This is a genomic window from Endobacterium cereale, from assembly GCF_009617585.1.
GTDB classification, from domain to species: Bacteria; Pseudomonadota; Alphaproteobacteria; order Rhizobiales; family Rhizobiaceae; genus Neorhizobium; species Neorhizobium cereale.
Map to the genome: position 1 here is coordinate 61,075 of NZ_WIXI01000046.1, position 25,901 is coordinate 86,975.

Below are 25,901 nucleotides of genomic sequence, written 5' to 3' on the forward strand. Positions count from 1 at the left end.
ACATGACCATTCTTCTTCTCGCCGAACACGACAATGCCAGCCTCAACGACCAGACCTCCAAGGCACTGACTGCCGCCAGCCAGATCGGTGGCGACGTGCATATCCTCGTCGCCGGCTCGGGCGCCAAGGCTGCTGCCGATGCCGCCGCAAAACTTTCGGGCGTTGCCAAAGTCCTGCTCGCTGACGATGCAGCTTACGCCAACAATCTGGCGGAACCGCTGGCCGATCTGATCGTCTCGCTGGCTCCCGCCTATGACTTCATCCTCGGACCGGCTTCGGTTTCGGTGAAAAACGTCCTGCCGCGCGTCGCAGCATTGCTCGATGTCGCCCAGATCTCGGAAATCATCGAAGTCGTCTCGGCCGATACTTATCGGCGCCCGATCTATGCCGGCAACGCCATCCAGACGGTTCAGTCGGGCGATGCCAAGAAGGTCATCACCGTGCGCACCGCCTCGTTCGCGGCAACCGCTGAAGGCGGCTCGGCCTCGGTCGAAAACGCCGCAGCCGCCGGCAATTCCGGCCTGTCGAGTTTCGTCTCGGATGCACTGGCAGAATCCGAGCGTCCGGAACTGACTTCGGCCAAGGTGATCATCTCCGGTGGCCGTGCTCTCGGCTCCTCGGAAAAATTCCAGGAAGTCATCCTGCCGCTGGCCGACAAGCTCGGTGCCGCCGTCGGTGCGTCCCGCGCCGCCGTCGATGCCGGTTATGCCCCCAACGACTGGCAGGTCGGTCAGACCGGCAAGGTCGTCGCGCCGCAGCTTTACATCGCGGTCGGCATTTCCGGTGCGATCCAGCACCTTGCCGGCATGAAGGATTCCAAGGTCATCGTCGCCATCAACAAGGACGAGGAAGCGCCGATCTTCCAGGTCGCCGATTACGGCCTCGTCGGTGATCTTTTCGAAATCCTGCCGCAGCTGGAAAAGGCGCTTTAACCGAGTGCATCAAAAGGGGCTGGCTAATTACCGTCCGCATGAATAACAATCTGCCGGACCCGACAAGGGTTCGGCATTTTCAATTCAGCTGGTATTATTCATCACCGGCAAAGACGTAGGAGCAGACATGTCCACGGCCATCAAGAACATCGGCATCATCGGCGCAGGCCAGATGGGCTGCGGCATCGCACATGTTTCCTCCATCGCCGGCTACAAGATCCAGATCTACGATCTGGCACAGGACCGTATCGAAGCGGCCCTTGCCACCATCAACGGCACGCTCGCCCGTCAGGTCGGCGCCGGCAAGTTGACCGAGGAAGAGCGCAAGGCAGCCCTCTCCCGCATCAGCGGCTCCACTGACGTCAACGACCTTGCCTCCATGGACCTCGTCGTCGAGGCCGCGACCGAAGACGAAGCCATCAAGCGCAAGATTTTTGCGACCGTTTGTCCCGTCCTGCGGCCTGAAGCGATCCTCGCCACCAACACCTCGTCGCTGTCGATTACCCGTCTCGCCTCCGCCACCGACCGCCCGGAACGCTTCATGGGGATCCACTTCATGAACCCGGTGCCGGTGATGAAGCTGGTGGAACTGGTGCGCGGCATCGCGACGGAAGAAAAGACGTTCAACGCCGCCAAGGAATATGTCACCACCCTCGAAAAGACCTTTACCGTCGCCGAGGATTTTCCGGCTTTCATCGTCAACCGCATCCTGCTGCCGATGATCAACGAGGCGATCTATACGCTGTATGAAGGCGTCGGTTCGGTCGAAGCAATCGACACCGCCATGAAGCTTGGCGCAAACCATCCGATGGGGCCGCTGCAGCTTGCCGATTTCATCGGCCTCGACACCTGCCTGTCGATCATGCAGGTCCTGCACGATGGCTTGGCCGACAGCAAATACCGCCCCTGCCCGCTTCTGGTGAAATATGTCGAGGCCGGCTGGCTCGGCCGCAAATCCGGCCGCGGTTTCTACGACTATCGCGGCGAAGTGCCGGTCCCGACGCGCTGATAAAAGGCGTGGTCAGATCGGCGCCTTGACGCCGTTCACCAGCTTCTTGGCATCCTCACTCGCCCATTCGGCCGGACCGTTCATCGAGCCGATCAGGCAACCCTTGTCGTCGAACAGCAGCGACACAGGCAGGCCAAACGCCAGGCCTTCCTTCTTCAGCGCATTGAACACGCCCATCGAACTGTCGCGATAAAAGCCAAGCGCATCGACGCCGTTGTCTGCCAGAAAATTCTTCGGCTTCTGGTCGCCGCCGGTATCGATATTGATGGCAACGACCTCAAAATCCTTACCGCCCATTTCGTGCTGAAGCGTGTTCAGCGCCGGCATTTCCTCGCGGCACGGCACGCACCACGTGGCCCACAGATTGAGCAGCACCGTCTTGCCGGCAAAATCGGCCATGGTGAGATCCGGCGCGCCCTCGCCTTTCGCGGCATCCTTGAAGACGAGATTGCTGATCGGGCGCGGGCGGTCGACGCCGCTCATCGCCGCCACTTCGCCCTTCGACAGCTCGTTGACCGTGGCTGCGCGTTTGACCGCGCCCTCGCAGGCGCCACCGGCAACCTCCCCGGCATTGCCAGACCCCATGTTCGTCACGTATACCGCCACGGCTCCCGCCAGGATCCCCGCGGTGGCAGCAATGGCAATCAATCTGGCAGACGGTAGGCCGAAAGGTCGTTTCTCTGTCATAACTACTCCAGGACGGGCATCATGGCTGACGGCACGAAGGACGCACTCTCCTCCAACCAGATGTGGGGCGGTCGTTTTGCTTCCGGGCCGGATGCCATCATGGAGGAGATAAATGCCTCCATCGGTTTCGACAAGAAGCTCTATGCCCAGGATATTCGCGGCTCGATCGCGCATGCGACCATGCTCGCCGAAAAAGGCATCATTTCGAGTGAAGATAAAGACAAGATCATCGCTGGCCTGAACACGATCATGTCAGAGATCGAGCAAGGCACCTTCCAGTTCTCGCGCAAGCTCGAGGACATTCACATGAATATCGAGGCAAAACTGGCCGACCTCATCGGTCCCGCTGCCGGCCGCCTGCACACCGCCCGCTCGCGCAATGACCAGGTGGCTCTCGATTTCCGCCTCTGGGTGAAGGAAGAGCTCGCCAAGACGGAAAAGATGCTGAGCGACCTGATCGCCGCCTTCCTCGATCGCGCCGAAGAACACGCCGACACTGTCATGCCCGGCTTTACGCATCTGCAGACCGCCCAGCCGGTGACCTTTGGCCACCACTGCATGGCCTATGTCGAAATGTTCGGCCGTGACCGCGCCCGCGTGCGCCACGCCATCGATCACCTCGACGAAAGCCCGATCGGTGCCGCGGCGCTGGCCGGCACGCCTTACCCGATCGACCGCCACATGACCGCAAAAGCGCTCGGCTTCCGCGAACCGACCCGCAACTCGATCGACACCGTTTCCGACCGCGATTTCGCGCTGGAATTCCTGTCGGTCGCAGCCATCTGCGCCATGCACCTGTCGCGCCTTGCCGAAGAAATCGTCATCTGGTCGACGCCGCAATTCGGTTTCGTGCGCCTGTCGGATGCCTTTTCCACGGGCTCGTCGATCATGCCGCAGAAAAAGAACCCCGATGCCGCCGAACTGGTGCGCGCCAAGACCGGCCGCATCAACGGTTCGCTGGTGGCACTGCTGACCATCATGAAGGGCCTGCCACTCGCCTATTCCAAGGACATGCAGGAAGACAAGGAACAGGTGTTTGACGCCGCCGAGAACCTGGAACTGGCGATTGCCGCCATGACCGGCATGATGCGCGACATGACCATCCGCACCGACCGCATGCGCCAGGCCGCCGGTGCCGGTTATTCGACCGCGACCGATCTCGCCGACTGGCTGGTGCGCGAAGTCAACCTGCCCTTCCGCGAAGCCCATCACGTCACCGGTCGCGCCGTGGCGCTGGCTGAAAGCAAGAGCTGCGATCTCTCGGAACTGTCGCTGGCTGAATTGCAGGAGATCAACCCAGCGATCACGGACAGCGTCTTCAACGTTCTGTCCGTCGATGCCTCGGTTGCCAGCCGCACCAGTTTTGGCGGCACGGCGCCTGCAGAAGTGCGCAAACAGATCGCCTGGTGGCGCGCGCGCAACTGATTGCAAACAACAGCCGGGCATGCTGCCCGACTTCCAGAATGTGACTGCACAAGGACGACGAAACCCTCTATGACATCGTCGTCCGCCAAGCTGTTTTAAGGGAACCGGAATGTCGAAATCGCTGCTGAATTTGGGGCGCCATGCAGGCCGTATCACGGTCATCGCTGCCGTTGCCGGCCTTGTTCTTGCCGGCTGTGGCCGCAAGGGCGATCTCGACCGTCCGAGCACGCCGATCGAAATGCAGAACAAGCGCAAGGATACCAATGCGCCGAAGGAACAGGCTCCTGAAAAGCCGTTCATTCTCGACAAGCTGCTCTAATCCGGGCTGATCCGTGAACCATTTTCAATATATCGACGGCGTGCTGCACGCCGAAAACGTGCCCGTTCCCGAGATCGCCAAGGCGGTCGGCACGCCGTTCTACATTTATTCGACGGCAACGCTGGAGCGGCACTACAAGGTGTTTTCGAAGGCTTTTGACGGCCTCGACGCTATGGTGTGTTACGCCATGAAGGCGAACTCCAACCAGGCAGTGCTCAAAACTCTGGCACGCCTCGGCGCTGGCGCCGACGTGGTCTCGGGCGGCGAACTGCGCCGCGCGCTGGCCGCCGGCATTCCGCCTGAGCGCATCGTGTTTTCCGGCGTCGGCAAAACGGTTGCCGAAATGGATTTCGCGCTCGAAGCCGGCATCTACTGTTTTAACGTCGAGTCCGAGCCGGAACTGGAAGTGCTGAATCTGCGCGCCGTCAAGGCCGGCAAAAAGGCACACGTCTCCTTCCGCATCAACCCGGATGTCGACGCCCGCACCCATGCCAAGATTTCGACGGGCAAGAAGGAAAACAAGTTCGGCATTTCCTACAAGCGCGCCCGTGAGGTTTACGCGCATGCCGCCACCCTTCCCGGCATCGAAGTCGCCGGCATCGACATGCATATCGGCAGCCAGATCACCGAACTGCAGCCGTTCGCCGATGCCTTCAAGCTGATGCGCGAACTGGTGGAAACGCTGCGAGGCGATGGTCACACCATCACCCACGTGGACGTCGGCGGTGGTCTCGGGATTCCCTATCACGACGACAACAACCCACCGCCGGAACCGACGGCCTATGCCGAAATCGTCACCGAAGGGCTGAAAAGCCTCAACTGCCGCATCGTCACCGAACCCGGCCGCCTGATCGTCGGCAATGCCGGCATTCTGGTGACCGAAGTGCTTTACGTGAAGGATGCCGGCGAAAAGACTTTTGTCATCGTCGATGGCGCCATGAACGACCTTATCCGCCCGACGCTCTACGAAGCCCATCACGGCCTTCGCCCGGTCGTTCTGCCGGAAAAGGATGCGGCCCATATCAAAGCCGACGTGGTTGGCCCGGTCTGCGAAACCGGCGACTATCTGGCGCTTGACCGCGACATGGCAGTGCCAAAACCCGGCGACCTGTTCGCCATCGCCTCCGCCGGTGCTTACGGTGCCGTGCAGGCCGGTACCTATAACACCCGCCTTCTCGTTCCCGAAGTGCTGGTCAAGGGCGATACGTTCCACGTCATCCGCCCGCGCGGCACCTATGAGGAGCTGATCGCGCTCGATTCAATCCCCGACTGGCTTGCCTGACACCGATCTGATATCGACCAGATATCACGCGGATATCGGCGCATAACCTGTTCACGATTGAGCGATATCCGGCAAAATGCGGGGGCTTCGGCCCCTGCCCCCTCGTCTTCGCCACAAAGATTGCTATCCTTGCTGTTTGAAGGATAGCGTTGATAGCGCACCGCGCCGCCGATTTGCGCCGCCACGACGACGGAGACGGACCGCATGACAGTCGACACGACCGGCGACACCACCGGCAAAAACACCAGCCCCGGCACCGCCAAAGGTGCCTTCGCGCTGAGGCCGGAACTGGCCCGCCGTGTTTCCCTCAAACGCGGTGTCGCCCGTCTGGTGCTCTTCCTCGAGCGCCTGCTGCCGCTGGCCATCGCGCCGCTTTGCGTTGTTGCGCTCTTCCTGTCCGTCTCGTGGTTCGGCCTCCTGCGCATCTCGCCGGACTGGTTGCGCTGGGCGCTCAATTTCGTTTTCACCTTCGCTCTCCTCTCCTCGCTTCTGCCCCTGGCGCGCTTGCGCCTGCCGAGTTCGGCAGATGCCGACCGCCTGCTGGAAGATCGCAACAATCTGCCCCACCAGCCGGTCGGCGTGCAGGATGACGAACCCGCATTCGAGACCCCGTTCTCCCGCGCCCTCTGGCGCGAACACCAGACGCGCATGGCCGAGCGTATCGCTGCCCTCGACGCCGGCCTACCCCGCCCCGGCATCGCCAATTACGACCGTTTTGGCCTACGCGCATTTCCGGCCCTCCTTCTTGTCGCCGCCTTCGGATATTCCTTCTCCAACGGCGGCGGCTCGCCGGCAGACGCGCTGATGCCCTCCGCACCGGCCGCCCGCATCAATCCCGATCTGCGCATCGACGCCTGGCTGACGCCACCCGGCTACACCGGCAAGGCCCCGGTCTTTCTGACGGGCCGGCAGGCAACCGGCGCACAGGCCGTAGAAATTCCGGAAAATTCGGAACTCACCGTTCGTGTCACCGGTGGCGAAGGCGAAGAAACCGTGCTTTTTTCACCGCTCGAAGGCGGCGAAGCACGCATTCTGGCGGCAAACGAACCAAAACCGCAGGATCCAGCCGCAACGGGCACACAGCCGCCCGCAGCACCGGCGCCTACGGCCGCCGCCGATGACGGCGACAAGCCGTTAGCCCCGCGCACCTATGCGATGAAGGTCGCCGAAAGCGGCGATCTCAGCGTCAACGGCCAGCAATGGATGTTCGACGTCATCCCCGACAAGGCGCCGGAAATCGCCTTCGAAAACCAGCCGCGACGTGCCGTCAACGGCGCGCTGGAAATCGGTTTTCGCGCCAAGGACGATTACGGGATCACCAAGGCTTTCGCCCTGATCGAGCCGGTGGACAAGGCCGACGACAAGGCAAAACCGCTCTATCCGCTGCCTGACTACAAACTCGACATCCCGCGCCAAAACAATCGCGAGGCCAAGGGGCTGTCCAGCCGCAACCTCACCGAACATCCGCTGGCCGGCAAGCGGGTTCGCATCACGCTTGTCGCCACTGACGGCGCCGGTCAGGAAGGCCGCAGCCCGCCTTTGGAAATGGTGCTGCCCTCACGCAATTTCACCGAACCGCTGGCCGCAGCCGTCGCCGAAGAACGCCAGGTATTTGCGCTCGACACCCGCCAGATGCCCAAGGCCATCGCGCTCAACGAGGCGCTCACCATCCGCCCCGACGAGACCATTCCCAATCTCAGCCACTTTCTGCTGATCCAGTCCGCCAAGGGCCGAATGGAACTCGCGCGCGGCGAGGAACAGCTGAAACAGACCGCCGAATATCTCTGGGAGATCGCCCTCGGCATCGAGGACGGCGATTTGTCCGCCGCAGAAAAACGCCTGCGCGATGCCCAGCAGAACCTGTCCGACGCCATCGAAAAAGGTGCGAGCGACGAAGAGATCGCCAAGCTGACGCAGGAACTGCGCGAAGCCATGCAGGAGTTCATGAACGAGGTCGCCAAGCGCATGCAGAATGCGCCGCAGGGCCAGCAGAACATGCAGGCGCAAAACATGATCCGCCAGCGCGACCTGCAGAACATGATGGACCAGATCGAAAACCTGGCCCGTTCCGGCAATCGCGATGCCGCCCAGCAGATGCTGCAGCAATTGCAGCGGATGATGAACAACCTGCAGGCCGGACGTCCGCAGCGTGGCCAGCAGGGTCAACAGGGCCAGCAGCAGAACAGCCAGATGCGCCAGCAGATCGACAAACTCGGCGAGATCATGCAGCAGCAGCAGCGGCTGATGGACGAGACTTTCAAACTCGACCAAGCCTTGCGCGACCGCCTGCAGCGCGGTGACCCGGAACAGGGTGAAAGCCCTTATGAACAGGGTCAAAACCAGCAGGGCCAAAACCAACAAGGTCAGCAAGGCCAGAACCAGCAGGGTGGCCAGCAGCCCGGACAACAGGGCCAGCAAGGTCAACAGGGCCAAGGGCAGCAGGGTCAGCAAGGACAGGGCCAGCAATCGACGGACCAGATGACCGCCGAACAGTTGCGTGAGGCGCTGAAGAACCTGCGCGCCCAGCAGGAAGGTCTTGGCAAGCAGCTGGGTGAATTGCAGAAGGGCCTGAAGGAACTCGGCATGGATCCCGGCCCCGGCTTCGGGCAGGCGGAACGCGAAATGGGCAATGCCGGTCAGGCACTTGGACAGGGCCAGGGTGAACAGGCCGTCGAAGGCCAGGGCAATGCGCTCAATGCGCTGCGTCAGGGCGCCCAGAGCATGATGCAGCAGATGATGCAGGCCATGCAGGGCCAGCAGCCCGGCCAGGGTCAGGGCGAAGGGGAAGGCATGGCCAATCAGGGTGGCCAGAACGGCCGCGACCCGCTCGGCCGCCTGCGCTCCAGCTCAGGCCCGGAATTCGGCGATCAGGTGAAGGTGCCGGACGAAATCGACGTGCAACGCGCCCGCGAGATCCTCGATGCTATCCGCGAAAAGCTGGGCGGTGCGCTGTCGGGCGAGGCCGAGCGACGCTATCTCGAACGCCTGCTGGAAATGCGCTGATCCGGCGGTTGGATATCGAATGAGAAAGGCCCGGAAGCTCATCGCTTCAGGGCCTTTTGTCATTCAACAATCTTGAAAATATCAGGCCGCCCGCGTCTCGCGCTGCACCGCCAGCGCCTGCGCCACAGCCTTGCGGATATCCGGCAGGGCAAACGGCTTGTCGACCACATCGATGACCTTGGTCATCAGGTCGTCGGCGCGTTCGCGCTGCTCGGCATAGCCGGTCATCAGCAGGATACGCAGGTCGGGAAATTTTGCCGCAGCCTGATGGGCAAGTTCGATACCATCCATCACAGGCATGCGGATATCGGAGAGGAGAAGGTCGAACGGACCTTCATCCAGAAGCGCCAGACCCTCGGCGCCATCGGCTGCCTCGCAAGTTTCATGACCGTCGAGACGCAATGCGCGAGCCACGAACCGGCGCAGGGAATCCTCATCTTCGGTGATCAGGATCTTTGCCATGGCTGTTTTCTCCGTGCTTCAATTTGGCACCCAAATGACCAGTCTTTCCTTTTCAAGGAGTAAACGCCGGTCACAGGGTCAAGCAACGTGGTTAACGGGCCGTGTCATTGTGTCAGGTTATGACACTTGTTAGCCTTCCGATGCAGCCTCTGCGTCGCCGGTGACAACACCAACGAAAGGCAGCTCGCGAAAAGCATAGGCCACGTCCATGCCGTAACCGACGACGAAATAGTCCGGGCACTCGAAGCCGACGTAATCGGCCTCAAGGTCTTCCTTGCGCTTGACGCGCTTGTCGAGCAGCACGGCAATCGTAACGTTGCGTGCACCACGTTCGTAAAGCAGTTCCTTGGCGAATTTCAGCGTACGGCCGGATTCGAGAATGTCGTCGATCAGCAGCACATCGCGGCCATGCACGTCGCTATCGATATCCTTGACGATGCGAACACCCTGCGAGACCGTGCCGGTGCCATAGCTGGAAAGCGTGATGAATTCGACTTCCGGGGCGAGATCCACATCATGCATGGCGCGCAGAAGGTCGGCCGCAAAGATGAACGAACCCTTGAGGATGGCGATAACCAGAAGGTCCTTGGTCGGACCGGTTGCGATCTGGGCGGCGATCGCATGGTTGCGCTCGGCAATCTGCTCGGCAGTGTAGAGCGGCTCGATATTCTTTCCGCGGACCACGGGCATATGCTTCTCCTTGGGCCTGATGGCTCTGGTTTAAAGCGGGGCCGATAGCACAATCAGGGGCGCGAGGCACCCTTGTCGACAAAGGAAAGGCGGACTTCAGGCTTTTTTCCACCGGCATAGGCCATGCGCGCGGAAAATCCACGGCTTTCCTTGGGCCCGATCGTCACCGTCGGCGGGGTGATCAGCGTCTGGGCGACAACCCTGCCGCCGGACACGAGTTCGGCGCGGATCGGTGAAAGCGGCCGACCGATGGCATCACCGTTCTCGATAATGCCCGTCACCAGCATCGCCTGCATGCCATTGGCATCCTGTGGCGTCAGGTTGACATGGGTAATACCGAGGTCGCGGACGGGTGCGGCATCCGCCTGCCCGCCGCCGATCAGGGAAAAACCACCGGACAGACCAAAGACCAGCACGAAGACGAGCGCGACGATGGCGGAGAAGAAATCCGCCGACATGCGCAGCAGCGCCTGTTCGGCGCGTTCCACCAGACGTGCGGCAAAACCGGTTTGCGGCGTGGGTGCCACTGCGGGCTGAACCGGGCGGCGCCCAGGACTGCGATTATCGGTGCGGCGATTGTAATTGCGGGGGGCGGCTTCGAAACTGCGGCGCTGAGTGGTATCGCCCACGGTCACGAATTGGGCATCAACAACCTCATTTTGCGCATTTCGGCTTTGCGCCTGCGGACGACGGCTTGGCGCGGGCGGCAGGATGTCGTAGGCAGCGGTCGTGCTCTCTTGGCGTGAACGGCCCTCTTGGTGTGAACGGAATGCGCTCATGGCTTCTCCGGCCTCCTCCAGCCCCTTTATCCCCGAGAGTTGAAAAGCACCAAGAAGCGGGGGCATTGAAACGAATCCCGCCCAGAAGTAAATTTAAATGGTTAATGCTTCGCAAAGACGGCCGGTGAACCGCCTCTTTCCGCAGATGATTCATGCTCCGTAAACCTTCAACGTTTACGCACGCGGAGAACCAAAACCTGATGGACTGGACGATCGGTTGATCCATTTCGAAAATGTCGGTTTGCGGTATGGAATGGGTCCGGAAATTCTCCGGGACATGACGTTCGACATCCCGAGCGGCTCTTTCCAATTCCTCACCGGCCCTTCCGGTGCCGGCAAGACCACGCTCCTGCGCCTGCTTTTTCTATCGCTGCAGCCCACCCGTGGCCTGATCCGCATGTTCGACCGTGACCTGACGCAGATCCCGCGCAGCGAAATGCCGATGCTGCGCCGGCGTGTCGGCATCGTCTATCAGGATTTTCGCCTTCTCGATCACCTGACCACCTACGAGAACGTCGCCCTCCCCTTGCGCGTACGCGGCAAGGATGAGTCGTCCTATCGCAACGACGTGATCGAACTGCTGAAATGGGTCGGACTCGGCGAGCGCATCAATGTTCTGCCCGCCGTTCTGTCCGGCGGTGAAAAACAGCGTGCCGCAATTGCCCGCGCCCTGATGGACCAGCCGGAAATCCTGCTCGCCGACGAGCCGACCGGTAACGTCGATCCGCCGATGGCACGCCGCTTGCTCAATCTGTTTCTGGAACTCAACCGGCTCGGCACCGCCGTGGTCATCGCCACCCACGATCTGGCGCTGATGGACCAGGTGGATGCGCGCCGGATGATCCTCACCGAAGGGCGGCTCGATATCTATGAATGAGTTCGAGCGCATCAGGCGGTCACGCCTGCCGAAAACAGAGAGCAAGCGGTCCATCCCCGCCACCGACGATCTGCCGGAACAGCCGTCGCGTCGCGCCGAAATGCAGGTCCGCCCGACCGCCCCCATCCTGCCGCCATCGAACATTCAGGGCAATGCGCTGATGGTGGTGATCGCCATCATGTCCTTCCTCGCGTGTTTGACGCTCGGCGGCGTCAGCATGGTGCGCGCCACCGCCTCCAGCTGGGAAAGCCAGATTTCCCGCGAAATCACCATCCAGATCAAGCCGGATGACGGGTTGGACATGAATGCCACACTTGCCAAGGCGCGCGATCTCGCGCTCAGTTTCGTCGGCACCAAGGACGGCACGATCATGGACGACAGCGCCACCGCGCGCCTGCTCGAACCGTGGCTCGGCAGCGGCCTTGACCTCAAGGAACTGCCGGTTCCGCGCCTCGTCATCATCACCATCGATGAAAGCAACCCGCCTGATTTCCAGGCAATGCGCGACCGTCTGCATGCGGAAATCCCGCAGGCTTTTCTGGATGACCACCGCACCTGGGTCGACCGACTGGTGTCGATGGCAAAAACCACCGTGATGATCGGCGGCGGCATCCTGATCCTCGTCTTCACCGCGATGATCCTGACTGTTGTGTTCGCCACGCGCGGCGCCTTGTCCAGCAACCGCCATATCGTCGAGGTGTTGCATTTCGTTGGCGCCGAAAGCGGTTTCGTGGCGCGCGAATTCCAAAAACATTTTCTGATGATCAGCCTGAAAGGTTCTGCCGCCGGCGGAGTGCTTGCGGCTTTGCTGTTCGCCATTGCCAGCTTCTGGCAGAGCCGTTCTCTGGCAACGCCGGAAAGCGATCAGGCGACAGCACTGTTTGGCAGCTTCACCATCGGCATGGGCGGGTATCTCGGCATCATCGCCACGATCGTGATCATCGCGCTTCTGACGACGCTGACGGCCCGTTTCACCGTCATGCGCACGATTGACGAGATAGACCTCGTCCGCTCCGATCCGGCCCGTTCGGACGGCCTTCCCTCGTCGTGACAGATCAGCGTTGATCTGCTCTGAAATATGGCCCTGTTCTTGCCGCGAATCTCGGGCTAAGGACAGAGCATGAGACCCGGGATGACCAGCAACGAGCAGGAACCGCAGCGGAAGCCGGAACGCCGGAAACGCAGCGGCTGGCTGTCACGCAGCAGTCCGTTGCGCCGGTTCGGGCGCTGGGTGATCTTCTGCTGTCTGGTGTTGATTGCCATTTTTTGCGGTGGTTTTTTGTGGTTTGCCAACGAGGTGACCTCGCTCAAGGCACCCGACGGGGTGAAAGCCGATGCCATCGTGGTGCTGACCGGCGGTTACCAGCGTATCGATCAGGCGGCCGGCCTGTTGCGTGATGGCGCGGGAAAACGACTGCTGATTTCCGGCGCGCACCCCTCCGCCACACCGAGCCAGATCCGCAAGACCACGCAGGTTTCCGCCAACCTGTTCTCCTGCTGTGTCGATATCGGTTACGACGCGATCGACACGATCGGCAATGCCAACGAGATCATTCGCTGGATTCATGACCACGACTATCGCTCGGTACTGGTGGTGACCAGCAATTACCACATGCTGCGCAGCCTGCATGAACTGCGCCGCCGCGATGCCGAAACGAAGTTCATCCCCTACCCGGTCATCAACTCCGACCTTGCGCGAAAAGCCTGGTTCACCGATCCCGATGCGATGCGCATCATGCTTGCCGAATACGGCAAGATGGCCGCAGCAATGGTTCGTGATTGGGCAGGCATGACGCAGGGCAGCGGGTTGCGAACCGACGAGGACGACACGACGCCGAAAGACAATTGAGCTCGATTTTCATCGGCACCACAACAATACACGAGCTTTCCTCACCCACGGATATCGTGTAGGCACCGCATGTCTCTCCATCCGGATATGCATTCATGCTGCTCTTGCGTTCGATCCTGTTCAACACCGCGTTTTACGTCAACATGATCACGCGGATGATCATCTTCGCGCCCGTCTATTTTCTGATGCCCCGCAAGCCGGCCTTTTTCGTGCCAAGGGGATGGGCGTCGTCCTCGAACTGGCTGATGGAAAAGATCGTCGGCGCCACATTCGAGATCGAGGGACTGGAGAACATTCCCGAAACCGGCTGCATCTTCGCACCGAAGCATCAGTCGGCCTGGGATACGTTCGCGCTCCTGCCCTACCAGCGCGACCCGGTTTATATCCTCAAGCGCGAACTGATGTGGATTCCGCTGTTCGGCTGGTATGTCGCCAAGCAGCGAATGATTCCGGTCAATCGCGGTGCTCGCGGCAAGGTCATGGTCGAGGTCATGAAGCGTGCCAAACAGGAAATGGATGCCGGACGCCAGCTGATCATCTATCCCGAAGGCACCCGCCGCGCGCCGGGAGACACGCCAGACTATAGGTACGGCATCGCCCGCATCTACCGCGACATGCAGGTTCCGGTCGTGCCGATCGTCGCCCATTGGGGCCTGTTCTGGGGCCGCCGCAAGCTGGTCAAATATCCCGGCCGCTTCAAGGTGAAGATCTTGCCGCCGATCCAGCCGGGCATGGAGCCGGACGCGTTCTTCACCCACCTGATCGCCACACTGGAACAGGCAAGCGACGAACTGCTTCTGCAGACCGCAATAGACAACCCGAACCTGCCGCTGCCGCCGTCTGCCGTAAAACGTCTGGCGGAACTGCAAGCGCAGACTGTTTCCTGATTACGGATCAATCGCGGCGGTGCCCTGCCGCTGCAGCGCTTCCACCCGGCTGCCCACCCCTTCAAGCCACAGATCACGGATGCCCATCTCACGCAGGTGAGTAAGTGTGCTGAGCACATATGCGTCGTTCGGGCCTGACTGGCCGATGGACGCGTGCACGACACGCGATGCCTCTTCGACACCCAGCGAACCGGCATATTGCTTGTGATCACGGTCAACCACATAGCCGACGGCTTTCGTCTGGCGTCCGTCTGCAAGCATCAACGGCAACATGCGTTCCAGATAAACATTCGTCACAAGTTCGCGTTCACGCAAATACGCCATGACCGGATCACGGAGCTCTTCCCGCACCTTGAAAGCCACGCCTCGGCACGAACCACCGCGATCAAGACCGAGGACAAGACCCGGATTTTCCGGCGTTCCGCGATGGACAAAGGAACGGATACACAGTGACCTGCGGTATCCGAATGCACGTGCGGCAATCCGTTCTTCATATTCAAAGCCCGGATTCCACATCAACGAGCCGTAGCCAAACACCCAAAATTCGTCCATATCCGACGCCACACCTCTGCAATCGAAGCACCATTGGAGAACATCATGGCAGCGTCAAGCCGGCGGAGCGTCAGCGGCAAAATTTGGACCCTTGCAACCATCATCGTACTGGTGATCGGCGTCTATACGGGTGGCTGGTTTTATGCCGCATCGCTTCTGAAGGAACGCACCCTCACCCTGCTCGGCAGTCAGGAAAAGGCGGGCGTCATCGCCGAATGCAGCGATGCCGAATATCGCGGTTATCCGTTCCGTATCGGCCTGTTCTGCTCAAAGGTGTCGGTCGATGACCGCAACAACGGCGTCTCGGCCGTCTTCGGAGGCCTGCGTTCGGCAGCCCAGGTCTACGATCCCAAACACGTGGTATGGGAACTGGACGGGCCGTCGGAAATCCGCACCAGCCATGGCCTGAGCATTTCATCGCAATGGGAAAGCCTGCAATCGAGCCTGACCGCCAAGGGCCGCGGCGTCGAACGTTCTTCGACGATCATCAACGCGCTGCAAGCGGCCATCGTCTCATCGGCGACCGGCCAGACATTCAACTTTGCAGCGGCCAATACGGAAATGCATCTTCGCCAGAACGGCGCCGATCTCGATGCGGCGATGACGGTGACCAATGCCAGCCTGACGGGTGCCAACCTTCCCCAGGGCCTGCCGGCGCTGACAACCAGCGCCGATGTGACGCTGACTGGCAAGGCGGGACTGATCGATGGCAGCGACCGCAATGTCTCGCTTTACGGCGCCGAAGGCGAGATCCGCAACCTGTCCGCCGATCTCGGCGAAGGCCGGCTCATCAGCCTGTCAGGCCCGTTCAGCGTCACCGCAGATGGCCGCATCAACGGCAAGATGAAGCTGCGGGTGGAAAAGCTGGAAGCGTGGAAGCAAAGTCTGGAGACGGTCGTGCCCGGCATCGGCCCGATGCTGAACAATGCCACCAACATGCTATCCGCCCTTGGCGGCGGTGACCGCGCCTCAATCGATTTCACGATCAAGAACGGCAAGGTTCTGGTCGGCGGCTTCATCGCAATCGGTGAAATACCGCCGATCTGATTATTTTTTCGGGTCGAGCGCGTGGCGTCCGAAGTCGGGCGCGTCCACATCCTGGCCGGCCTGGATGATGGAGCGGCGCACATCGCGGGTGCGGGTGAACAGCTCAAAAAGCTTGTCACCCTCACCCCAGCGGATCGCCCGCTGCAGATAGGCGAGATCTTCCGAAAACCGCGCCAGCATTTCAAGGATCGCATCCTTATTGTGCAGGCAGATGTCGCGCCACATGGTCGGATCGGAAGCGGCCAGACGCGTAAAGTCGCGAAAACCGGAGGCCGAATATTTGATGACTTCCGATTCCGTCACCGTCTCCAGATCATCGGCCGTGCCGACGATGTTGTAGGCAATGATATGCGGCAGGTGCGACACGATGGCGAGCACCTTGTCATGGTGCTGCGGGTCCATGTCATCGACGCGAGAACCGAGCGCAATCCAGAACGCCTTGAGCTTCTCCAGCGCCTCAGCATCCGTATCCGGCAATGGCGTGAAGATGCACCAGCGATCTCGGAACAGGCCTGCAAAACCGGCATCAGGGCCGGATTTTTCGGTACCCGCCAATGGGTGGCCGGGAATGAAATGCACGCCATCCGGTACAAACGGCGCCATCTGGGCGATGACCGAGGCCTTGGTCGAGCCGACATCGGTGAGGATAGCGCCCGGCTTGAGGTTCGGCGCGATCTGCTCAGCGACAGCACCGGAAGAACCGACGGGTACCGACACGATGACCAGATCGGCATCCTTCACCGCCTCGGCGGCGGAAGAAACGTAATGCGTGCCAAGCTGAAGTCCTTCGGCCCGCTTCAGCGTCTCGGCGCTGCGGGAAGAAATCACCACGTCATTAGCGAGGCCAAGCTCTTTCACATCACGAGCGATAGAAGAGCCGATCAAGCCGATACCGATCAGGGCGATACGATTGAACTGCGGATCGGTCATGCCGTTTTCGCCATGAACTCGCCGAGCGTTTCGATAACGCCGCGGTTTGCTTCTTCAGGGCCGACCGTCATACGCAGCGCGTTTGGAAGACCGTAGCCTTTGACCATGCGCAGGATGTAACCGCGGCTGGTGAGGAATGCGTCGGCATCCGGTGCGCGCTTGCCATCGACATCCGGGAAATGGATGAGGATGAAGTTGGTGACGGACGGCGTCACCTTGAGACCGATCGTCTCGAAGGCATGCGTCAGCTTGTCCAGCCAGAGCTTGTTGTATTCGACGGCAGTGCCGATAAACGCCTGATCGCGCATGGCGGCGGCACCGGCAGCGATCGCCGGCGCATTGAGGTTGAACGGACCGCGCACACGGTTCATCGCATCGACAACCTCGAGCGGGCCATACATCCAGCCGATACGCAGCGCCGCCAGACCATAAACCTTGGAGAAGGTGCGGCACATCACGACATTGCTGTTGGACGAGACAAGCTCGATACCGGCCTCGTAATCATTGCGGCGGACATATTCCGCATAAGCCGCATCAAGGACGAGAATGACATTCTTCGGCAGGCCGGCCTGCAGGCGACGAATATCGGCAACCGGCACATAGGTGCCCGTCGGGTTGCCCGGATTGGCGATGAAGACGAGCTTTGTCTTCGGCGTGACAGCCGCAAGGATCGCATCGACGTCAACCGTATAATCCTTTTCAGGAACGGTCACCGGCGTGGCGCCCGCGCCCATGATCTGGATCTTGTAGACGAGAAAACCATGCTCGGTGATAATGGCTTCATCGCCGGCGCCGAGATAGACGTGGCAGAGCAGGCCGAGCAGTTCGTCGGAACCGTTGCCGCAAAGAATGTTGGCGGCGTTCAGGCCATTGATCGAGGCGATCGCCTCGCGCAGGGCATGCGCCTGACCATCAGGATAGAGTTCGAGATTGCCGGCTGCCTCGCGAAATGCCTCGATCGCCTTGGGGCTGGCACCGAGCGGCGTTTCGTTGGACGAGAGCTTGTAGACGCGAGCCACACCGTCCGCATGATCCTTGCCGGGCACATAAGCGGCAATATCCAGGATACCAGCGCGCGGAACAGGCTTCATCATCTCGGTGCTCATCGGAAAGACCTTCCAGGGAATACGCCGGAAAAGCCGGCGAAAGATTGCCCTGAGGCAATAAAACGGAAGCGCCTTTTTGTCGAGTGGCGAAGGTCGTTAGTCGCGGTTGCGTGTGCTCGGCACACCTTGCGGCGCCAGAACCGGCACGAAGACACGTCGCGATGCGCGCGCCGCCACCGGAAGTCCCTGATAGAGCCGCTTCTGCGCCTCCACCACGATGACACCCGAAAACACCGGCCAGAAGCGCCGCCCACCCTGCTCGAACAGATGCCGCAGCTTCAACAGGAACCGCAATTTCGACGGCGGAAAGAACAGAGCCTCTTCGCTCGCCGACGGCGTAAAATTGCTTTCGCGCAGAAGCGAGGTCAACTGGCCGCGCGAATAGGGCCGACCGGAACCAAAAGGCGTGTGCTCCATGCGCGCCCATACACCACGACGGTTGGGCACGACGATGACCAGACGCCCGCCGGGCGCCAATACACGCCAGATTTCCTTTAGCGTCTCACGCGGATTTTCAGCAAATTCGAGCGAGTGCACCATCAGGAAGCGGTCGATGGAGGAATCGGGCAACGGCAGTTCCTCGTCGAACACAAGCGCCGTGGAAGACAGTTCGCCCGGCGGCCAATTCACCGCCCCCTGCCCTGCCGGCATGAAGGCAAAAGTCCGTTCGGTATCCTTGCGGAAACGATCAAGATAAGGAACCACGTATCCCAGCCCCACCAGCCGCTCCTCCGGCAATCGTGCCCAGAGAGACGAAAGAGCCATGGCGATCGACTGTTCGGCGACGCGGCCAAGCGGGGTCTGATAAAATTCACGGAGGTCTACGATATCGGCGTGCATGGCAATTTTGCTATCAAACGGCTGTTGGACTTCAAGCCCCCAATCTCTACATTGTTCGAAAAGCCATTCAAACAAGAGAGGCAGGCTGATGAAATCTCTGGAGATCGAAGTCTTTTCATGCCGCAGCGATAATTATGGCGTGCTCGTGCACGACCCTGAGACGGGGCTGACCGTCTCTATTGATGCGCCGGAAGAAAAGCCGATCGTGGACGCCGCCGAACGGCGCGGCTGGAGCATCAGCCATATCTTCACGACCCATCACCACACCGACCATGTAGAAGCCAATCTGGCGCTAAAGGCGCGCTTCGGTCTGGAAATCATCGGCCCGATCAACGAGGCCGTCGCCATTCCGGGTCTTGATCGCAGCGTCGAAGATGGCGATGAACTCATGTTCGGCGAGCATCCGGTGCGGGTCATCGAGACACCCGGACACACGGCTGGTCATATCTGCTTCCATTTTTCCGAGGACAAGCTGCTGTTTGCTGCGGACACGTTGTTTGCCCTTGGCTGCGGCCGCCTGTTTGAGCGCCCCGCCGCTGACATGTGGCATTCGTTGCAGAAACTGGCTGTGCTGCCTGACGAGACCGCCATCTATTTCGGTCACGAATACACCCTGTCCAATGTTCGTTTTGCGCTGACCATCGACCCGGACAACGAGGTCCTGCAGCGCCGCGCAGCACAGATCGAAGAGATGCGAGCCGAAGGCCGGTTTACGATCCCGACCATGATGGGACTGGAAAAGGAAACCAATCCCTTCCTGCGCGCCAAGGACCCATTGATCCGCCGCAACCTGATCATGGAAGGCAAGACCAACGAGGAAGTGTTTGCCGAAATCCGCAAGCGCAAGGATAATTTCTGATGAGCGGCAACGCAGAAGAGATCATCACTACGCTTGGCATGCAGAAACATCCCGAAGGCGGCTGGTATGTCGAAACGTTTCGCGATGACCATGGCGCGCCGCGCGGGCACTCGACCGCGATCTATTATTTGTTGCAGGCCGGAGAGCGTTCGCATTGGCACAGGGTGCGTGACGCCGCCGAGGTCTGGCATTTTTATGCAGGCGACCCGTTGCTGCTGAAAATCTCCGCTGATGGGCATGAAACGGAAACCGTAACACTCGGCACCGATCTTTCGGCAGGTCAAAGACCGCAGGCCGTGGTGCCCGCTGATGCCTGGCAAGCGGCCGAACCACTCGGCGCATTCACGCTTGTCGGCTGCACCGTGGCGCCGGGTTTTGATTTCGCAAGTTTCGAGATGGCACCGCCGGATTGGCAGCCGCGTTGATCACAAAGGGCTGGACTTACTCGCCGTGTTTACGCTTGTGGTTGCGCACCCGAAACAGGCATAGGCCCAACCGGCTGCCGCTATGGAGAGCGGCAGCACGATAAATGCATAAATCTGCAAACCGTTCATCGCAGCCTCAGAATTGTCGTACCCGACAAATGTAATATGGCTGCGGCGAAAAGCCGACAGACACCTACAAAGACCAGCGGGAATGCATTTCCGATCGAACCCGTCGGCGCATAGATCGCAGCCGCGATCGGCGCCAACACACCGACAGTCAGGCACTATGTCGATGCCCGATCACACGCGTTGGAGATATATTTCGTCTGTTCGCTATGAACGACCGACATTCCCGAACTCCCCCAAGCCGGACATCAATCAATCCTACCCGCCGTATTTCGTCGCCTTCACGTAAAGCGGGCCCATCCGCGTCGGAATATAGGCATAGACCGGCGCATAGACATTCGCACCATCCGCCTTGGCGAACCAGACTTCCATCGACACAGTCTTCAGATATTCGATATCCGAACGACCTTTTCGATAACCGGACTTCGGCACATAGCGGATCGAGCAGACGATGGCTTCGCCCTTGAAGCCGTTCGTGGAAAATTTTTCTGTGCCCTTTGCCGTCAGCACCAGATCGAGCCGGGACTCGCCGTCATAGATCGGCAGCTTGTTCGGGCATATTTTTGCATCGGCGGGGAAGATCATGCCGGACAACGGATCGAGCACCGCGCGCAGATCGCGGTCACTCACCGGGATCCACGTGGACGGGCGTGCCTTCGGCTCCGGCTTCACTGATGTCGAGACGACATTGCCGTTGCGATATTGAACATCATAAGTCTGAGTTTTCTTTTTCGTCGTATAGACCAGCGAATAGGAGTTGGCCTGTAGCCGGTCGCTGCGCATTGATCCCTTGACGGTTGTTTCCGCAGAGGTTTTCGCAATCACGTCGACAATGCCTGCGGAACTGAAACGGCCATTGATCGTATAGGACTTGTCGTCGAACGAACTGGCGAAGGACATGCGAGCCACCGGCAGGATACCGAGCGAGACGCTGTATTCACTCGTATGGCGGATTTCGGCAGCACTGCCGGACGAGGCCGCAGCGACAGCGATGACGACGGCGGCGAATGCGACGGAAGTCTTGGCGACCATGAAACAATCCTGGAACGAGAAAAGTTGATGTCATATAGACGTGCCACTATGGCAAGAAAATAGCGGCTTGCGGTGCCTGAACCGGGATTATCCCGATTCGGTTGAAGGTTTGGCTTGACGCGCGCGGCCCCACTGACTATAGAACCGCAACTTTCCAATCAGGACCAGTTGGATCGGCTTATCAGGCATTGCCTGAAAGTAGCCTCTAATTGCAGAAGAACAAAGGTGTACTCATGTCCCGTGTGTGTGAACTGACCGGCAAGGGCGTAATGACCGGCAATAACGTCAGCCACGCCAACAACCGTACCCGTCGTCGCTTTCTGCCGAACCTGTGCCAGGTTACGCTGATCTCCGACGCTCTCGGCCAGCGTTTCCGTCTGCGCGTTTCGGCTCACGCCCTGCGCTCGGTCGAGCATCGTGGTGGCCTCGACGCATTCCTCGTCAAGGCTGACGAAACCGAACTGTCGATGCGCGCCCGTCTGCTGCGCCGCCAGATCGTCAAGAAGACTGCTGAAGCAGCTTAATAAGCTTCAGTATTATACATCATCGGTTCTGGTGAAGGCTTGGGCGTTTCTCGCACAGGCCTTTTCCTTTGCTTTATTCCAACTGGTGGCATCTCCCAGGATAAAAAAAATGCTGACGCAACGTCATACCCTCATCTATGCCCTCGTCATGGCCGCCATCGTGGTCGCGTCCAATATTCTCGTCCAGTTTCATCTGACGGGAACGCTATGGGGCATAGCCCTTGGCGATCTTCTGACCTGGGGCGCCTTCACCTATCCGGTCGCCTTTCTCGTCACCGACCTTGCCAACCGCCAGTTCGGCCCGGCCATTGCCCGCCGCATCGTGCTCGTCGGGTTCGTCGTCGGCGTTGCGCTGTCGTTCTGGCTGTCGGAACCGCGCATCGCGATCGCCTCCGGCACAGCATTCCTGATCGGTCAGCTGCTCGACATTTCCGTCTTCAACGAACTGCGCCGCAAGTCGTGGTGGAAGGCCCCTTTGGCCGCCTCGATGATCGGTACGATCATCGACACCGCCCTGTTCTTCTCGCTCGCCTTTGCACCCTTCTTTGCCTTCATCGGCCCCAACCTCGATTTTGCCGTGGCACCGGCTCCGATCCTTGGCGTCATGGCAACGGAAGCGCCACGCTGGATCTCCTGGGCACTGGGTGACCTCGTGGTCAAGATCGTGGTCGGTGTCGTTCTGCTGCTGCCCTATGGCGCGCTGATGAACGTGCTGAAGCCGATGCAGCAGGTTACAGCCCGCTAAGATTAGCCTTTGCCTGAACAATCGGGTGGCGGAGAACGGCTTCGGCCAATTCCGTCACCGCATTGATCGAATCGAGCCGCAAAACGGGGGCTGTCTGCGTCTCTAGCCACGCCTCATGCGCGGCAAGGCTGCGCTGCTGCGGCCCGGCCGTATCGTAACTTTCCGCCCATTCCAGAAATGCCTGGCTCTTATGCGCCATGTCGCCACTGGCAGCGATCCTTGCGCCATAACGCGCTGCTTCCCGCTTGCGAATGCGCTCCATGCGCACAGCCGGATCCAGCCTCAGGAAGACGATCAACTGATAAAACGGCTCTATCGACATGCCCCATTTGAGGGCCGAGCCGGTCAGCACCCATCCATCATCCGGCAAAGCCCGCTCTTCCAGCATGGCAACACGCGCACCGACCTCGCGCGGCGTCGTATAAGGCGGGTTGGTCGGCATCCAGTAAAAATCATCGGAATCGAGATGCGGAATGCCGAGCTTTTCCGCCAGCACCATACCGAGCGAGGTCGTGCCGGAGCCAGATGCGCCCATGACATGAATTCGAACCATCTTTCTCCTCCAAAACCGCTGGAAGCGAAGGATAGAGAAGCCGCCTCAAGGGTTCAACCGGAACTCCAGCATCAGGTTGCGCTGAAAAATGGAATGATTGTCGTCGGACACGACGATCAGATGCGGCACGCCATCCGGCCCAGCCACCACATCGATACCTTCCATATTGTCTATCTGCTGGCCCATATCGGCCTCGATCAACATCTCGCCATCCACCAGAGCTCCCGGCTTCAGGCTATCGCCATCCATGCGCCGAATGCGCATGCCGACGCCGCCAAGCACGCTGAAGGAACGCTCTAGCAGGACCAGATCGCCATTCGGTAGAAACGCGCCATCGGTGATATCAAACGGATGGTGACGCTTTACCTTGAACTGCCCCTTACGCGGCCCTTCCAGAATGGCCGCATAAAAATTGCCAGCGTCATCGACGCTTTTTTCCGCAACGACGACAATGGCACCGGCAAGCGGACTGGTTTGGGGCGCGGAGACGACTGTTTCCAGCCCGCCATTGGCACGCAATTCCCGACGCGGAATGAGAAAATCCAACGTCTTTTTCGGACGTGACGTTTCAAAACTGGGATCGGGATAGACATCCACACGATGGCGGCGTTCGAAACTGACGATAACCTCGCCATCGCGAAGCGTCACGCCCTCGGCATCGATATCGCCCTTGGAGCGTGGTTCACGACCACTGGCATCAACCATGGGCAAGATGCGAACATCAAGCATCCCCGAGAGACGCCCCTGCCCGTCGCGCTCGATCATGCCGGTCATCCAGTGACCGGTATCGAGCACAGCGACAAAACTTTTTCCATCCGGCCGGAAACGGATACCCGAGACGGCGCCGACGAGATCGTTGACAGAGGTGTATTCGATGCCACCGAGAAATTCGAGCGCACCAAATTTATTGTCCGGCTTGTCGGACTTGAACTCATGGAAAGCACGCGCCTTGATCGGCGCATCGACCTCCGCCGCCTTCAACGCCAGCGGAGAAACCGTCATCAGCGTGGCTGCGACGACTGAAATACGAAGACCCAAAAACCTGTGGCGCATACGCGGGTTGGCTCTCAACCCGCGCGACGGCCGCGGCCGGTACCCGCGTTTTCTTCAAATAGCGAAGCGAGCTGTTCGGTCATCGCGCCGGCGAGCTCGTCCGCATCCACGATGGTGACAGCCTTGCGGTAATAGCGTGTGACGTCGTGACCGATACCGATGGCCAGCAGTTCGACGGGCGAACGTGTTTCGATCTGTTCGATGACGGCGCGCAGATGCCGTTCCAGATAATTGCCCGGATTAACCGACAGCGTCGAATCGTCGACCGGCGCGCCATCGGAAATCATCATCAGGATCTTGCGCTGCTCACGGCGATTGATCAGGCGGTTATGCGCCCACATCAGCGCTTCGCCGTCGATGTTCTCCTTGAGCAGGCCTTCCCGCATCATCAGGCCGAGATTGCGGCGCGAACGGCGCCAAGGCGCATCGGCAGACTTGTAGATGATATGGCGCAGATCATTGAGGCGACCGGGTGTTGCCGGCTTCCCGCTCGCCAACCAGTTCTCACGGCTCTGTCCGCCCTTCCAGGCTTTCGTCGTGAAACCGAGAATCTCGACCTTGACGCCGGACCGTTCAAGCGTGCGCGCCAGAATATCGGCGCAGCTCGCCGCAACAGTGATCGGACGACCACGCATCGAGCCTGAATTGTCGATGACCAGAGACACGACCGTATCGCGAAATTTGGTGTCGCGTTCTCTCTTGAAGGACAAAGGCTGCATCGGGTCGATGACTAGGCGTACGAGACGAGCCGGATCGAGATAACCTTCTTCCAGATCAAAGTCCCAGGAACGGTTCTGCTGCGCCATCAGGCGACGCTGCAGACGGTTGGCCAGACGACCAACGGCGCTCTGCAGATGCGCAAGCTGCTTGTCGAGGAAGGCGCGCAGGCGGTCGAGTTCAGCCTCGTCGCAAAGCTCCTCGGCGGTAATTTCCTCGTCGAATTCCTTGGTGAAGATCTTGTAGTCGACCTTCTCGTTGAAATCATCGAACGGGCTGTTGGGACGCTTGGTTTCGCCGGGCGTCTCGGAATGTTCGTCGCTCTCCTCCGACATGTCGTCGTCGGAGATTTCGGCGCCGTCCATCTCGCCGTCGTCCATCTCGTCTTCGGCGGCCTGGCTCTGTTCGGCCGGGGCCGCGTCCGATCCCGCCTCTTCCTCGACCTCTTCGTTTTCGGTCTCGTTGCTGCGGGCCTGATCTTCCTCGCTGGGATTGTCGAGTTCTTCGGCTTCGGTATCGTCATCGCCGATATCCTCGGCCATCTGCATGGAGGACAGCATATGGCGGATCAGCTTGGCGAATGCCTGCTGGTCTTCCATGGCAGTGCGCAGACCATCGAGATCGCTTGCCGCCTTGTCCTCGATGAACGGACGCCAGAGATCAAGCACCTTGCCCGCACTTTCCGGCGGTTTCTGGCCCGTCAACTTTTCGCGAACCAGCATAGCCATGGCCTCGCCGATCGGCGCGTCGTCCTGACGCTCGATTCCGGAGAAATTCGCCTTGGCATATTTTTCGGCATTCATGCTGCCGATATTGCCGGCCATGCCAGCCATGCGCAGAGAACCGATCGATTCGACGCGCGCCTGTTCAACGGCATCGAAGACAGCGCGGGCATCGGAACCCTGCGGCGCCATCTTGGCGTGCACGCTGGTATCGTGGCAGGCAAGCCGCAGCGCCATCGAATCGCCGAGACCACGGGTCACGGCGAGTTCATGCGCGGTCGGGCGCTTCGAAATTTCCGGCAGGCGAATACGCTCGCCAGCCATGCCGGGGCGTTCATTGGCAAAGGTGACTTCCACCTCGCCACTGCCCGCAACCGAGCGAACGCATCCGGTGATTGCCCGGCGCAACGGCTCGGTATCAACCGGACCGCCTGCCTTGGGCTTCGAATTGTCTCCGCGACCTGCCATG

The 25,901-nt window shown here is 60.2% G+C and carries 27 protein-coding genes; 15 read left to right on the forward strand and 12 right to left on the reverse strand.

Annotated features, from left to right (window positions below; genetic code table 11):
* Positions 1–2 precede the first annotated feature (2 nt).
* A complete protein-coding gene (locus tag GAO09_RS17385; RefSeq protein ID WP_153355287.1) occupies positions 3–932 on the forward strand; it encodes an electron transfer flavoprotein subunit alpha/FixB family protein in 930 nt (309 codons plus the stop codon).
* 127 nt (positions 933–1,059) lie between these two features.
* On the forward strand, positions 1,060–1,941 hold the full coding sequence (locus tag GAO09_RS17390) for a 3-hydroxybutyryl-CoA dehydrogenase (protein ID WP_153355288.1): 882 nt from the start codon (positions 1,060–1,062) through the stop codon (positions 1,939–1,941).
* A gap of 12 nt (positions 1,942–1,953) precedes the next feature.
* Here the strand turns inward: GAO09_RS17390 and tlpA are convergent, their stop codons facing one another.
* Complete coding sequence (tlpA, locus tag GAO09_RS17395) at positions 1,954–2,628, reverse strand: thiol:disulfide interchange protein TlpA (protein ID WP_153355289.1); 675 nt, start codon at positions 2,626–2,628, stop codon at positions 1,954–1,956.
* Between the two features lie 21 nt (positions 2,629–2,649).
* Here tlpA and argH point away from each other — a divergent pair, with 21 nt between their 5' ends.
* The 4 genes from argH (at position 2,650) to GAO09_RS17415 (ending at position 8,657) form a co-directional block, all read left to right on the forward strand.
* Positions 2,650–4,053, forward strand: a complete 1,404-nt coding sequence (gene argH, locus GAO09_RS17400) for an argininosuccinate lyase (protein ID WP_153355290.1) — start codon at positions 2,650–2,652, stop codon at positions 4,051–4,053.
* 109 nt (positions 4,054–4,162) lie between these two features.
* Entirely contained in the window at positions 4,163–4,372 is a 210-nt protein-coding gene (gene lptM / locus GAO09_RS17405) for an LPS translocon maturation chaperone LptM (RefSeq protein WP_153355291.1), read from the forward strand.
* A gap of 13 nt (positions 4,373–4,385) precedes the next feature.
* Positions 4,386–5,654 carry a diaminopimelate decarboxylase gene (lysA, locus tag GAO09_RS17410; protein ID WP_112729158.1) on the forward strand — a complete coding sequence of 423 codons (1,269 nt, stop codon included), beginning with the start codon at positions 4,386–4,388 and terminating at the stop codon, positions 5,652–5,654.
* 204 nt (positions 5,655–5,858) lie between these two features.
* The gene (locus GAO09_RS17415; RefSeq protein ID WP_153355292.1) at positions 5,859–8,657 is read left to right on the forward strand and encodes a TIGR02302 family protein; all 2,799 of its coding nucleotides are present in this window, start codon (positions 5,859–5,861) and stop codon (positions 8,655–8,657) included.
* Between the two features lie 81 nt (positions 8,658–8,738).
* On the opposite strand, the gene GAO09_RS17420 is transcribed toward GAO09_RS17415, so the two are convergent.
* The 3 genes from GAO09_RS17420 to GAO09_RS17430 all read right to left on the reverse strand — a co-directional run bounded on the left by GAO09_RS17420 (position 8,739) and on the right by GAO09_RS17430 (position 10,588).
* Positions 8,739–9,119, reverse strand: coding sequence for a response regulator (locus GAO09_RS17420; RefSeq protein WP_153355293.1), 381 nt, complete (start codon positions 9,117–9,119; stop codon positions 8,739–8,741).
* Between the two features lie 129 nt (positions 9,120–9,248).
* Complete coding sequence (gene hpt, locus GAO09_RS17425) at positions 9,249–9,809, reverse strand: hypoxanthine phosphoribosyltransferase (RefSeq protein WP_153355295.1); 561 nt, start codon at positions 9,807–9,809, stop codon at positions 9,249–9,251.
* A 53-nt stretch (positions 9,810–9,862) separates the two neighbouring features.
* On the reverse strand, positions 9,863–10,588 hold the full coding sequence (locus tag GAO09_RS17430; protein WP_153355297.1) for a hypothetical protein: 726 nt from the start codon (positions 10,586–10,588) through the stop codon (positions 9,863–9,865).
* A 217-nt stretch (positions 10,589–10,805) separates the two neighbouring features.
* Here GAO09_RS17430 and ftsE point away from each other — a divergent pair, with 217 nt between their 5' ends.
* The 4 genes from ftsE to GAO09_RS17450 all read left to right on the forward strand — a co-directional run bounded on the left by ftsE (position 10,806) and on the right by GAO09_RS17450 (position 14,201).
* Entirely contained in the window at positions 10,806–11,465 is a 660-nt protein-coding gene (ftsE, locus tag GAO09_RS17435; RefSeq protein ID WP_153355299.1) for a cell division ATP-binding protein FtsE, read from the forward strand.
* A gap of 100 nt (positions 11,466–11,565) precedes the next feature.
* On the forward strand, positions 11,566–12,516 hold the full coding sequence (locus tag GAO09_RS17440) for a cell division protein FtsX (RefSeq protein WP_235938278.1): 951 nt from the start codon (positions 11,566–11,568) through the stop codon (positions 12,514–12,516).
* An 81-nt stretch (positions 12,517–12,597) separates the two neighbouring features.
* Positions 12,598–13,314 (forward strand): YdcF family protein, encoded by a 717-nt coding sequence (locus GAO09_RS17445; RefSeq protein ID WP_235938248.1) that lies wholly within the window; start codon positions 12,598–12,600, stop codon positions 13,312–13,314.
* Positions 13,315–13,409: 95 nt separating this feature from the next.
* Positions 13,410–14,201, forward strand: coding sequence for a lysophospholipid acyltransferase family protein (locus GAO09_RS17450; RefSeq protein ID WP_153355303.1), 792 nt, complete (start codon positions 13,410–13,412; stop codon positions 14,199–14,201).
* Here the strand turns inward: GAO09_RS17450 and GAO09_RS17455 are convergent, their stop codons facing one another.
* Entirely contained in the window at positions 14,202–14,753 is a 552-nt protein-coding gene (locus GAO09_RS17455; protein ID WP_153355305.1) for a gamma-glutamylcyclotransferase, read from the reverse strand.
* A gap of 45 nt (positions 14,754–14,798) precedes the next feature.
* Between GAO09_RS17455 and GAO09_RS17460 the strand changes: the two genes are divergently transcribed.
* Complete coding sequence (locus GAO09_RS17460) at positions 14,799–15,800, forward strand: DUF2125 domain-containing protein (RefSeq protein ID WP_153355307.1); 1,002 nt, start codon at positions 14,799–14,801, stop codon at positions 15,798–15,800.
* Here GAO09_RS17460 and GAO09_RS17465 read toward each other — a convergent pair whose 3' ends face one another.
* From GAO09_RS17465 to GAO09_RS17475, 3 genes are all read right to left on the reverse strand, one after another.
* Positions 15,801–16,730 (reverse strand): prephenate/arogenate dehydrogenase family protein, encoded by a 930-nt coding sequence (locus GAO09_RS17465; RefSeq protein WP_153355309.1) that lies wholly within the window; start codon positions 16,728–16,730, stop codon positions 15,801–15,803.
* Positions 16,727–17,836 carry a histidinol-phosphate transaminase gene (gene hisC, locus GAO09_RS17470; protein ID WP_153355311.1) on the reverse strand — a complete coding sequence of 370 codons (1,110 nt, stop codon included), beginning with the start codon at positions 17,834–17,836 and terminating at the stop codon, positions 16,727–16,729. The genes GAO09_RS17465 and hisC overlap by 4 nt, the downstream gene beginning before the upstream one ends.
* 96 nt (positions 17,837–17,932) lie before the next feature.
* Positions 17,933–18,676 carry a class I SAM-dependent methyltransferase gene (locus tag GAO09_RS17475; RefSeq protein ID WP_153355313.1) on the reverse strand — a complete coding sequence of 248 codons (744 nt, stop codon included), beginning with the start codon at positions 18,674–18,676 and terminating at the stop codon, positions 17,933–17,935.
* A gap of 88 nt (positions 18,677–18,764) precedes the next feature.
* Here GAO09_RS17475 and gloB point away from each other — a divergent pair, with 88 nt between their 5' ends.
* Together gloB and GAO09_RS17485 are read left to right on the forward strand one after the other, a co-directional pair.
* Complete coding sequence (gene gloB, locus GAO09_RS17480; RefSeq protein WP_153355315.1) at positions 18,765–19,535, forward strand: hydroxyacylglutathione hydrolase; 771 nt, start codon at positions 18,765–18,767, stop codon at positions 19,533–19,535.
* Positions 19,535–19,960, forward strand: coding sequence for a cupin domain-containing protein (locus GAO09_RS17485; RefSeq protein WP_153355317.1), 426 nt, complete (start codon positions 19,535–19,537; stop codon positions 19,958–19,960). The genes gloB and GAO09_RS17485 overlap by 1 nt, the downstream gene beginning before the upstream one ends.
* Before the next feature lie 384 nt (positions 19,961–20,344).
* Here GAO09_RS17485 and GAO09_RS17490 read toward each other — a convergent pair whose 3' ends face one another.
* Positions 20,345–21,118 carry a DUF3108 domain-containing protein gene (locus GAO09_RS17490; RefSeq protein WP_153355319.1) on the reverse strand — a complete coding sequence of 258 codons (774 nt, stop codon included), beginning with the start codon at positions 21,116–21,118 and terminating at the stop codon, positions 20,345–20,347.
* Positions 21,119–21,351: 233 nt separating this feature from the next.
* Between GAO09_RS17490 and rpmB the strand changes: the two genes are divergently transcribed.
* Together rpmB and GAO09_RS17500 are read left to right on the forward strand one after the other, a co-directional pair.
* A complete protein-coding gene (rpmB, locus tag GAO09_RS17495; RefSeq protein WP_112728178.1) occupies positions 21,352–21,642 on the forward strand; it encodes a 50S ribosomal protein L28 in 291 nt (96 codons plus the stop codon).
* A gap of 109 nt (positions 21,643–21,751) precedes the next feature.
* On the forward strand, positions 21,752–22,387 hold the full coding sequence (locus GAO09_RS17500) for a queuosine precursor transporter (RefSeq protein ID WP_153355321.1): 636 nt from the start codon (positions 21,752–21,754) through the stop codon (positions 22,385–22,387).
* Here the strand turns inward: GAO09_RS17500 and GAO09_RS17505 are convergent.
* From GAO09_RS17505 to cobT, 3 genes are all read right to left on the reverse strand, one after another.
* Positions 22,374–22,940 (reverse strand): ATP-binding protein, encoded by a 567-nt coding sequence (locus GAO09_RS17505; protein ID WP_153355323.1) that lies wholly within the window; start codon positions 22,938–22,940, stop codon positions 22,374–22,376. The genes GAO09_RS17500 and GAO09_RS17505 overlap by 14 nt on opposite strands.
* A 45-nt stretch (positions 22,941–22,985) precedes the next feature.
* Positions 22,986–23,942 (reverse strand): esterase-like activity of phytase family protein, encoded by a 957-nt coding sequence (locus GAO09_RS17510; protein ID WP_209018750.1) that lies wholly within the window; start codon positions 23,940–23,942, stop codon positions 22,986–22,988.
* Positions 23,943–24,007: 65 nt separating this feature from the next.
* Positions 24,008–25,900, reverse strand: a complete 1,893-nt coding sequence (gene cobT / locus GAO09_RS17515) for a cobaltochelatase subunit CobT (protein WP_153355332.1) — start codon at positions 25,898–25,900, stop codon at positions 24,008–24,010.
* Position 25,901: the final 1 nt, after the last annotated feature.

Excerpts from the sequence above, each read along its gene's own strand:
- GAO09_RS17385 (WP_153355287.1), top strand. The coding sequence starts at position 3 with ATGACCATTCTTCTTCTCGCCGAACACGACAATGCCAGCCTCAACGAC.
- GAO09_RS17390 (WP_153355288.1), top strand. The coding sequence starts at position 1,060 with ATGTCCACGGCCATCAAGAACATCGGCATCATCGGCGCAGGCCAGATG.
- tlpA (WP_153355289.1), bottom strand. The coding sequence starts at position 2,628 with ATGACAGAGAAACGACCTTTCGGCCTACCGTCTGCCAGATTGATTGCC.
- argH (WP_153355290.1), top strand. The coding sequence starts at position 2,650 with ATGGCTGACGGCACGAAGGACGCACTCTCCTCCAACCAGATGTGGGGC.
- lptM (WP_153355291.1), top strand. The coding sequence starts at position 4,163 with ATGTCGAAATCGCTGCTGAATTTGGGGCGCCATGCAGGCCGTATCACG.
- GAO09_RS17415 (WP_153355292.1), top strand. The coding sequence starts at position 5,859 with ATGACAGTCGACACGACCGGCGACACCACCGGCAAAAACACCAGCCCC.
- GAO09_RS17420 (WP_153355293.1), bottom strand. The coding sequence starts at position 9,119 with ATGGCAAAGATCCTGATCACCGAAGATGAGGATTCCCTGCGCCGGTTC.
- hpt (WP_153355295.1), bottom strand. The coding sequence starts at position 9,809 with ATGCCCGTGGTCCGCGGAAAGAATATCGAGCCGCTCTACACTGCCGAG.
- GAO09_RS17430 (WP_153355297.1), bottom strand. The coding sequence starts at position 10,588 with ATGAGCGCATTCCGTTCACACCAAGAGGGCCGTTCACGCCAAGAGAGC.
- GAO09_RS17440 (WP_235938278.1), top strand. The coding sequence starts at position 11,566 with ATGCAGGTCCGCCCGACCGCCCCCATCCTGCCGCCATCGAACATTCAG.
- GAO09_RS17445 (WP_235938248.1), top strand. The coding sequence starts at position 12,598 with ATGACCAGCAACGAGCAGGAACCGCAGCGGAAGCCGGAACGCCGGAAA.
- GAO09_RS17450 (WP_153355303.1), top strand. The coding sequence starts at position 13,410 with ATGCTGCTCTTGCGTTCGATCCTGTTCAACACCGCGTTTTACGTCAAC.
- GAO09_RS17455 (WP_153355305.1), bottom strand. The coding sequence starts at position 14,753 with ATGGACGAATTTTGGGTGTTTGGCTACGGCTCGTTGATGTGGAATCCG.
- GAO09_RS17460 (WP_153355307.1), top strand. The coding sequence starts at position 14,799 with ATGGCAGCGTCAAGCCGGCGGAGCGTCAGCGGCAAAATTTGGACCCTT.
- GAO09_RS17465 (WP_153355309.1), bottom strand. The coding sequence starts at position 16,730 with ATGACCGATCCGCAGTTCAATCGTATCGCCCTGATCGGTATCGGCTTG.
- hisC (WP_153355311.1), bottom strand. The coding sequence starts at position 17,836 with ATGAGCACCGAGATGATGAAGCCTGTTCCGCGCGCTGGTATCCTGGAT.
- GAO09_RS17475 (WP_153355313.1), bottom strand. The coding sequence starts at position 18,676 with ATGCACGCCGATATCGTAGACCTCCGTGAATTTTATCAGACCCCGCTT.
- gloB (WP_153355315.1), top strand. The coding sequence starts at position 18,765 with ATGAAATCTCTGGAGATCGAAGTCTTTTCATGCCGCAGCGATAATTAT.
- GAO09_RS17485 (WP_153355317.1), top strand. The coding sequence starts at position 19,535 with ATGAGCGGCAACGCAGAAGAGATCATCACTACGCTTGGCATGCAGAAA.
- GAO09_RS17490 (WP_153355319.1), bottom strand. The coding sequence starts at position 21,118 with ATGGTCGCCAAGACTTCCGTCGCATTCGCCGCCGTCGTCATCGCTGTC.
- rpmB (WP_112728178.1), top strand. The coding sequence starts at position 21,352 with ATGTCCCGTGTGTGTGAACTGACCGGCAAGGGCGTAATGACCGGCAAT.
- GAO09_RS17500 (WP_153355321.1), top strand. The coding sequence starts at position 21,752 with ATGCTGACGCAACGTCATACCCTCATCTATGCCCTCGTCATGGCCGCC.
- GAO09_RS17505 (WP_153355323.1), bottom strand. The coding sequence starts at position 22,940 with ATGGTTCGAATTCATGTCATGGGCGCATCTGGCTCCGGCACGACCTCG.
- GAO09_RS17510 (WP_209018750.1), bottom strand. The coding sequence starts at position 23,942 with ATGACGGTTTCTCCGCTGGCGTTGAAGGCGGCGGAGGTCGATGCGCCG.
- cobT (WP_153355332.1), bottom strand. The coding sequence starts at position 25,900 with ATGGCAGGTCGCGGAGACAATTCGAAGCCCAAGGCAGGCGGTCCGGTT.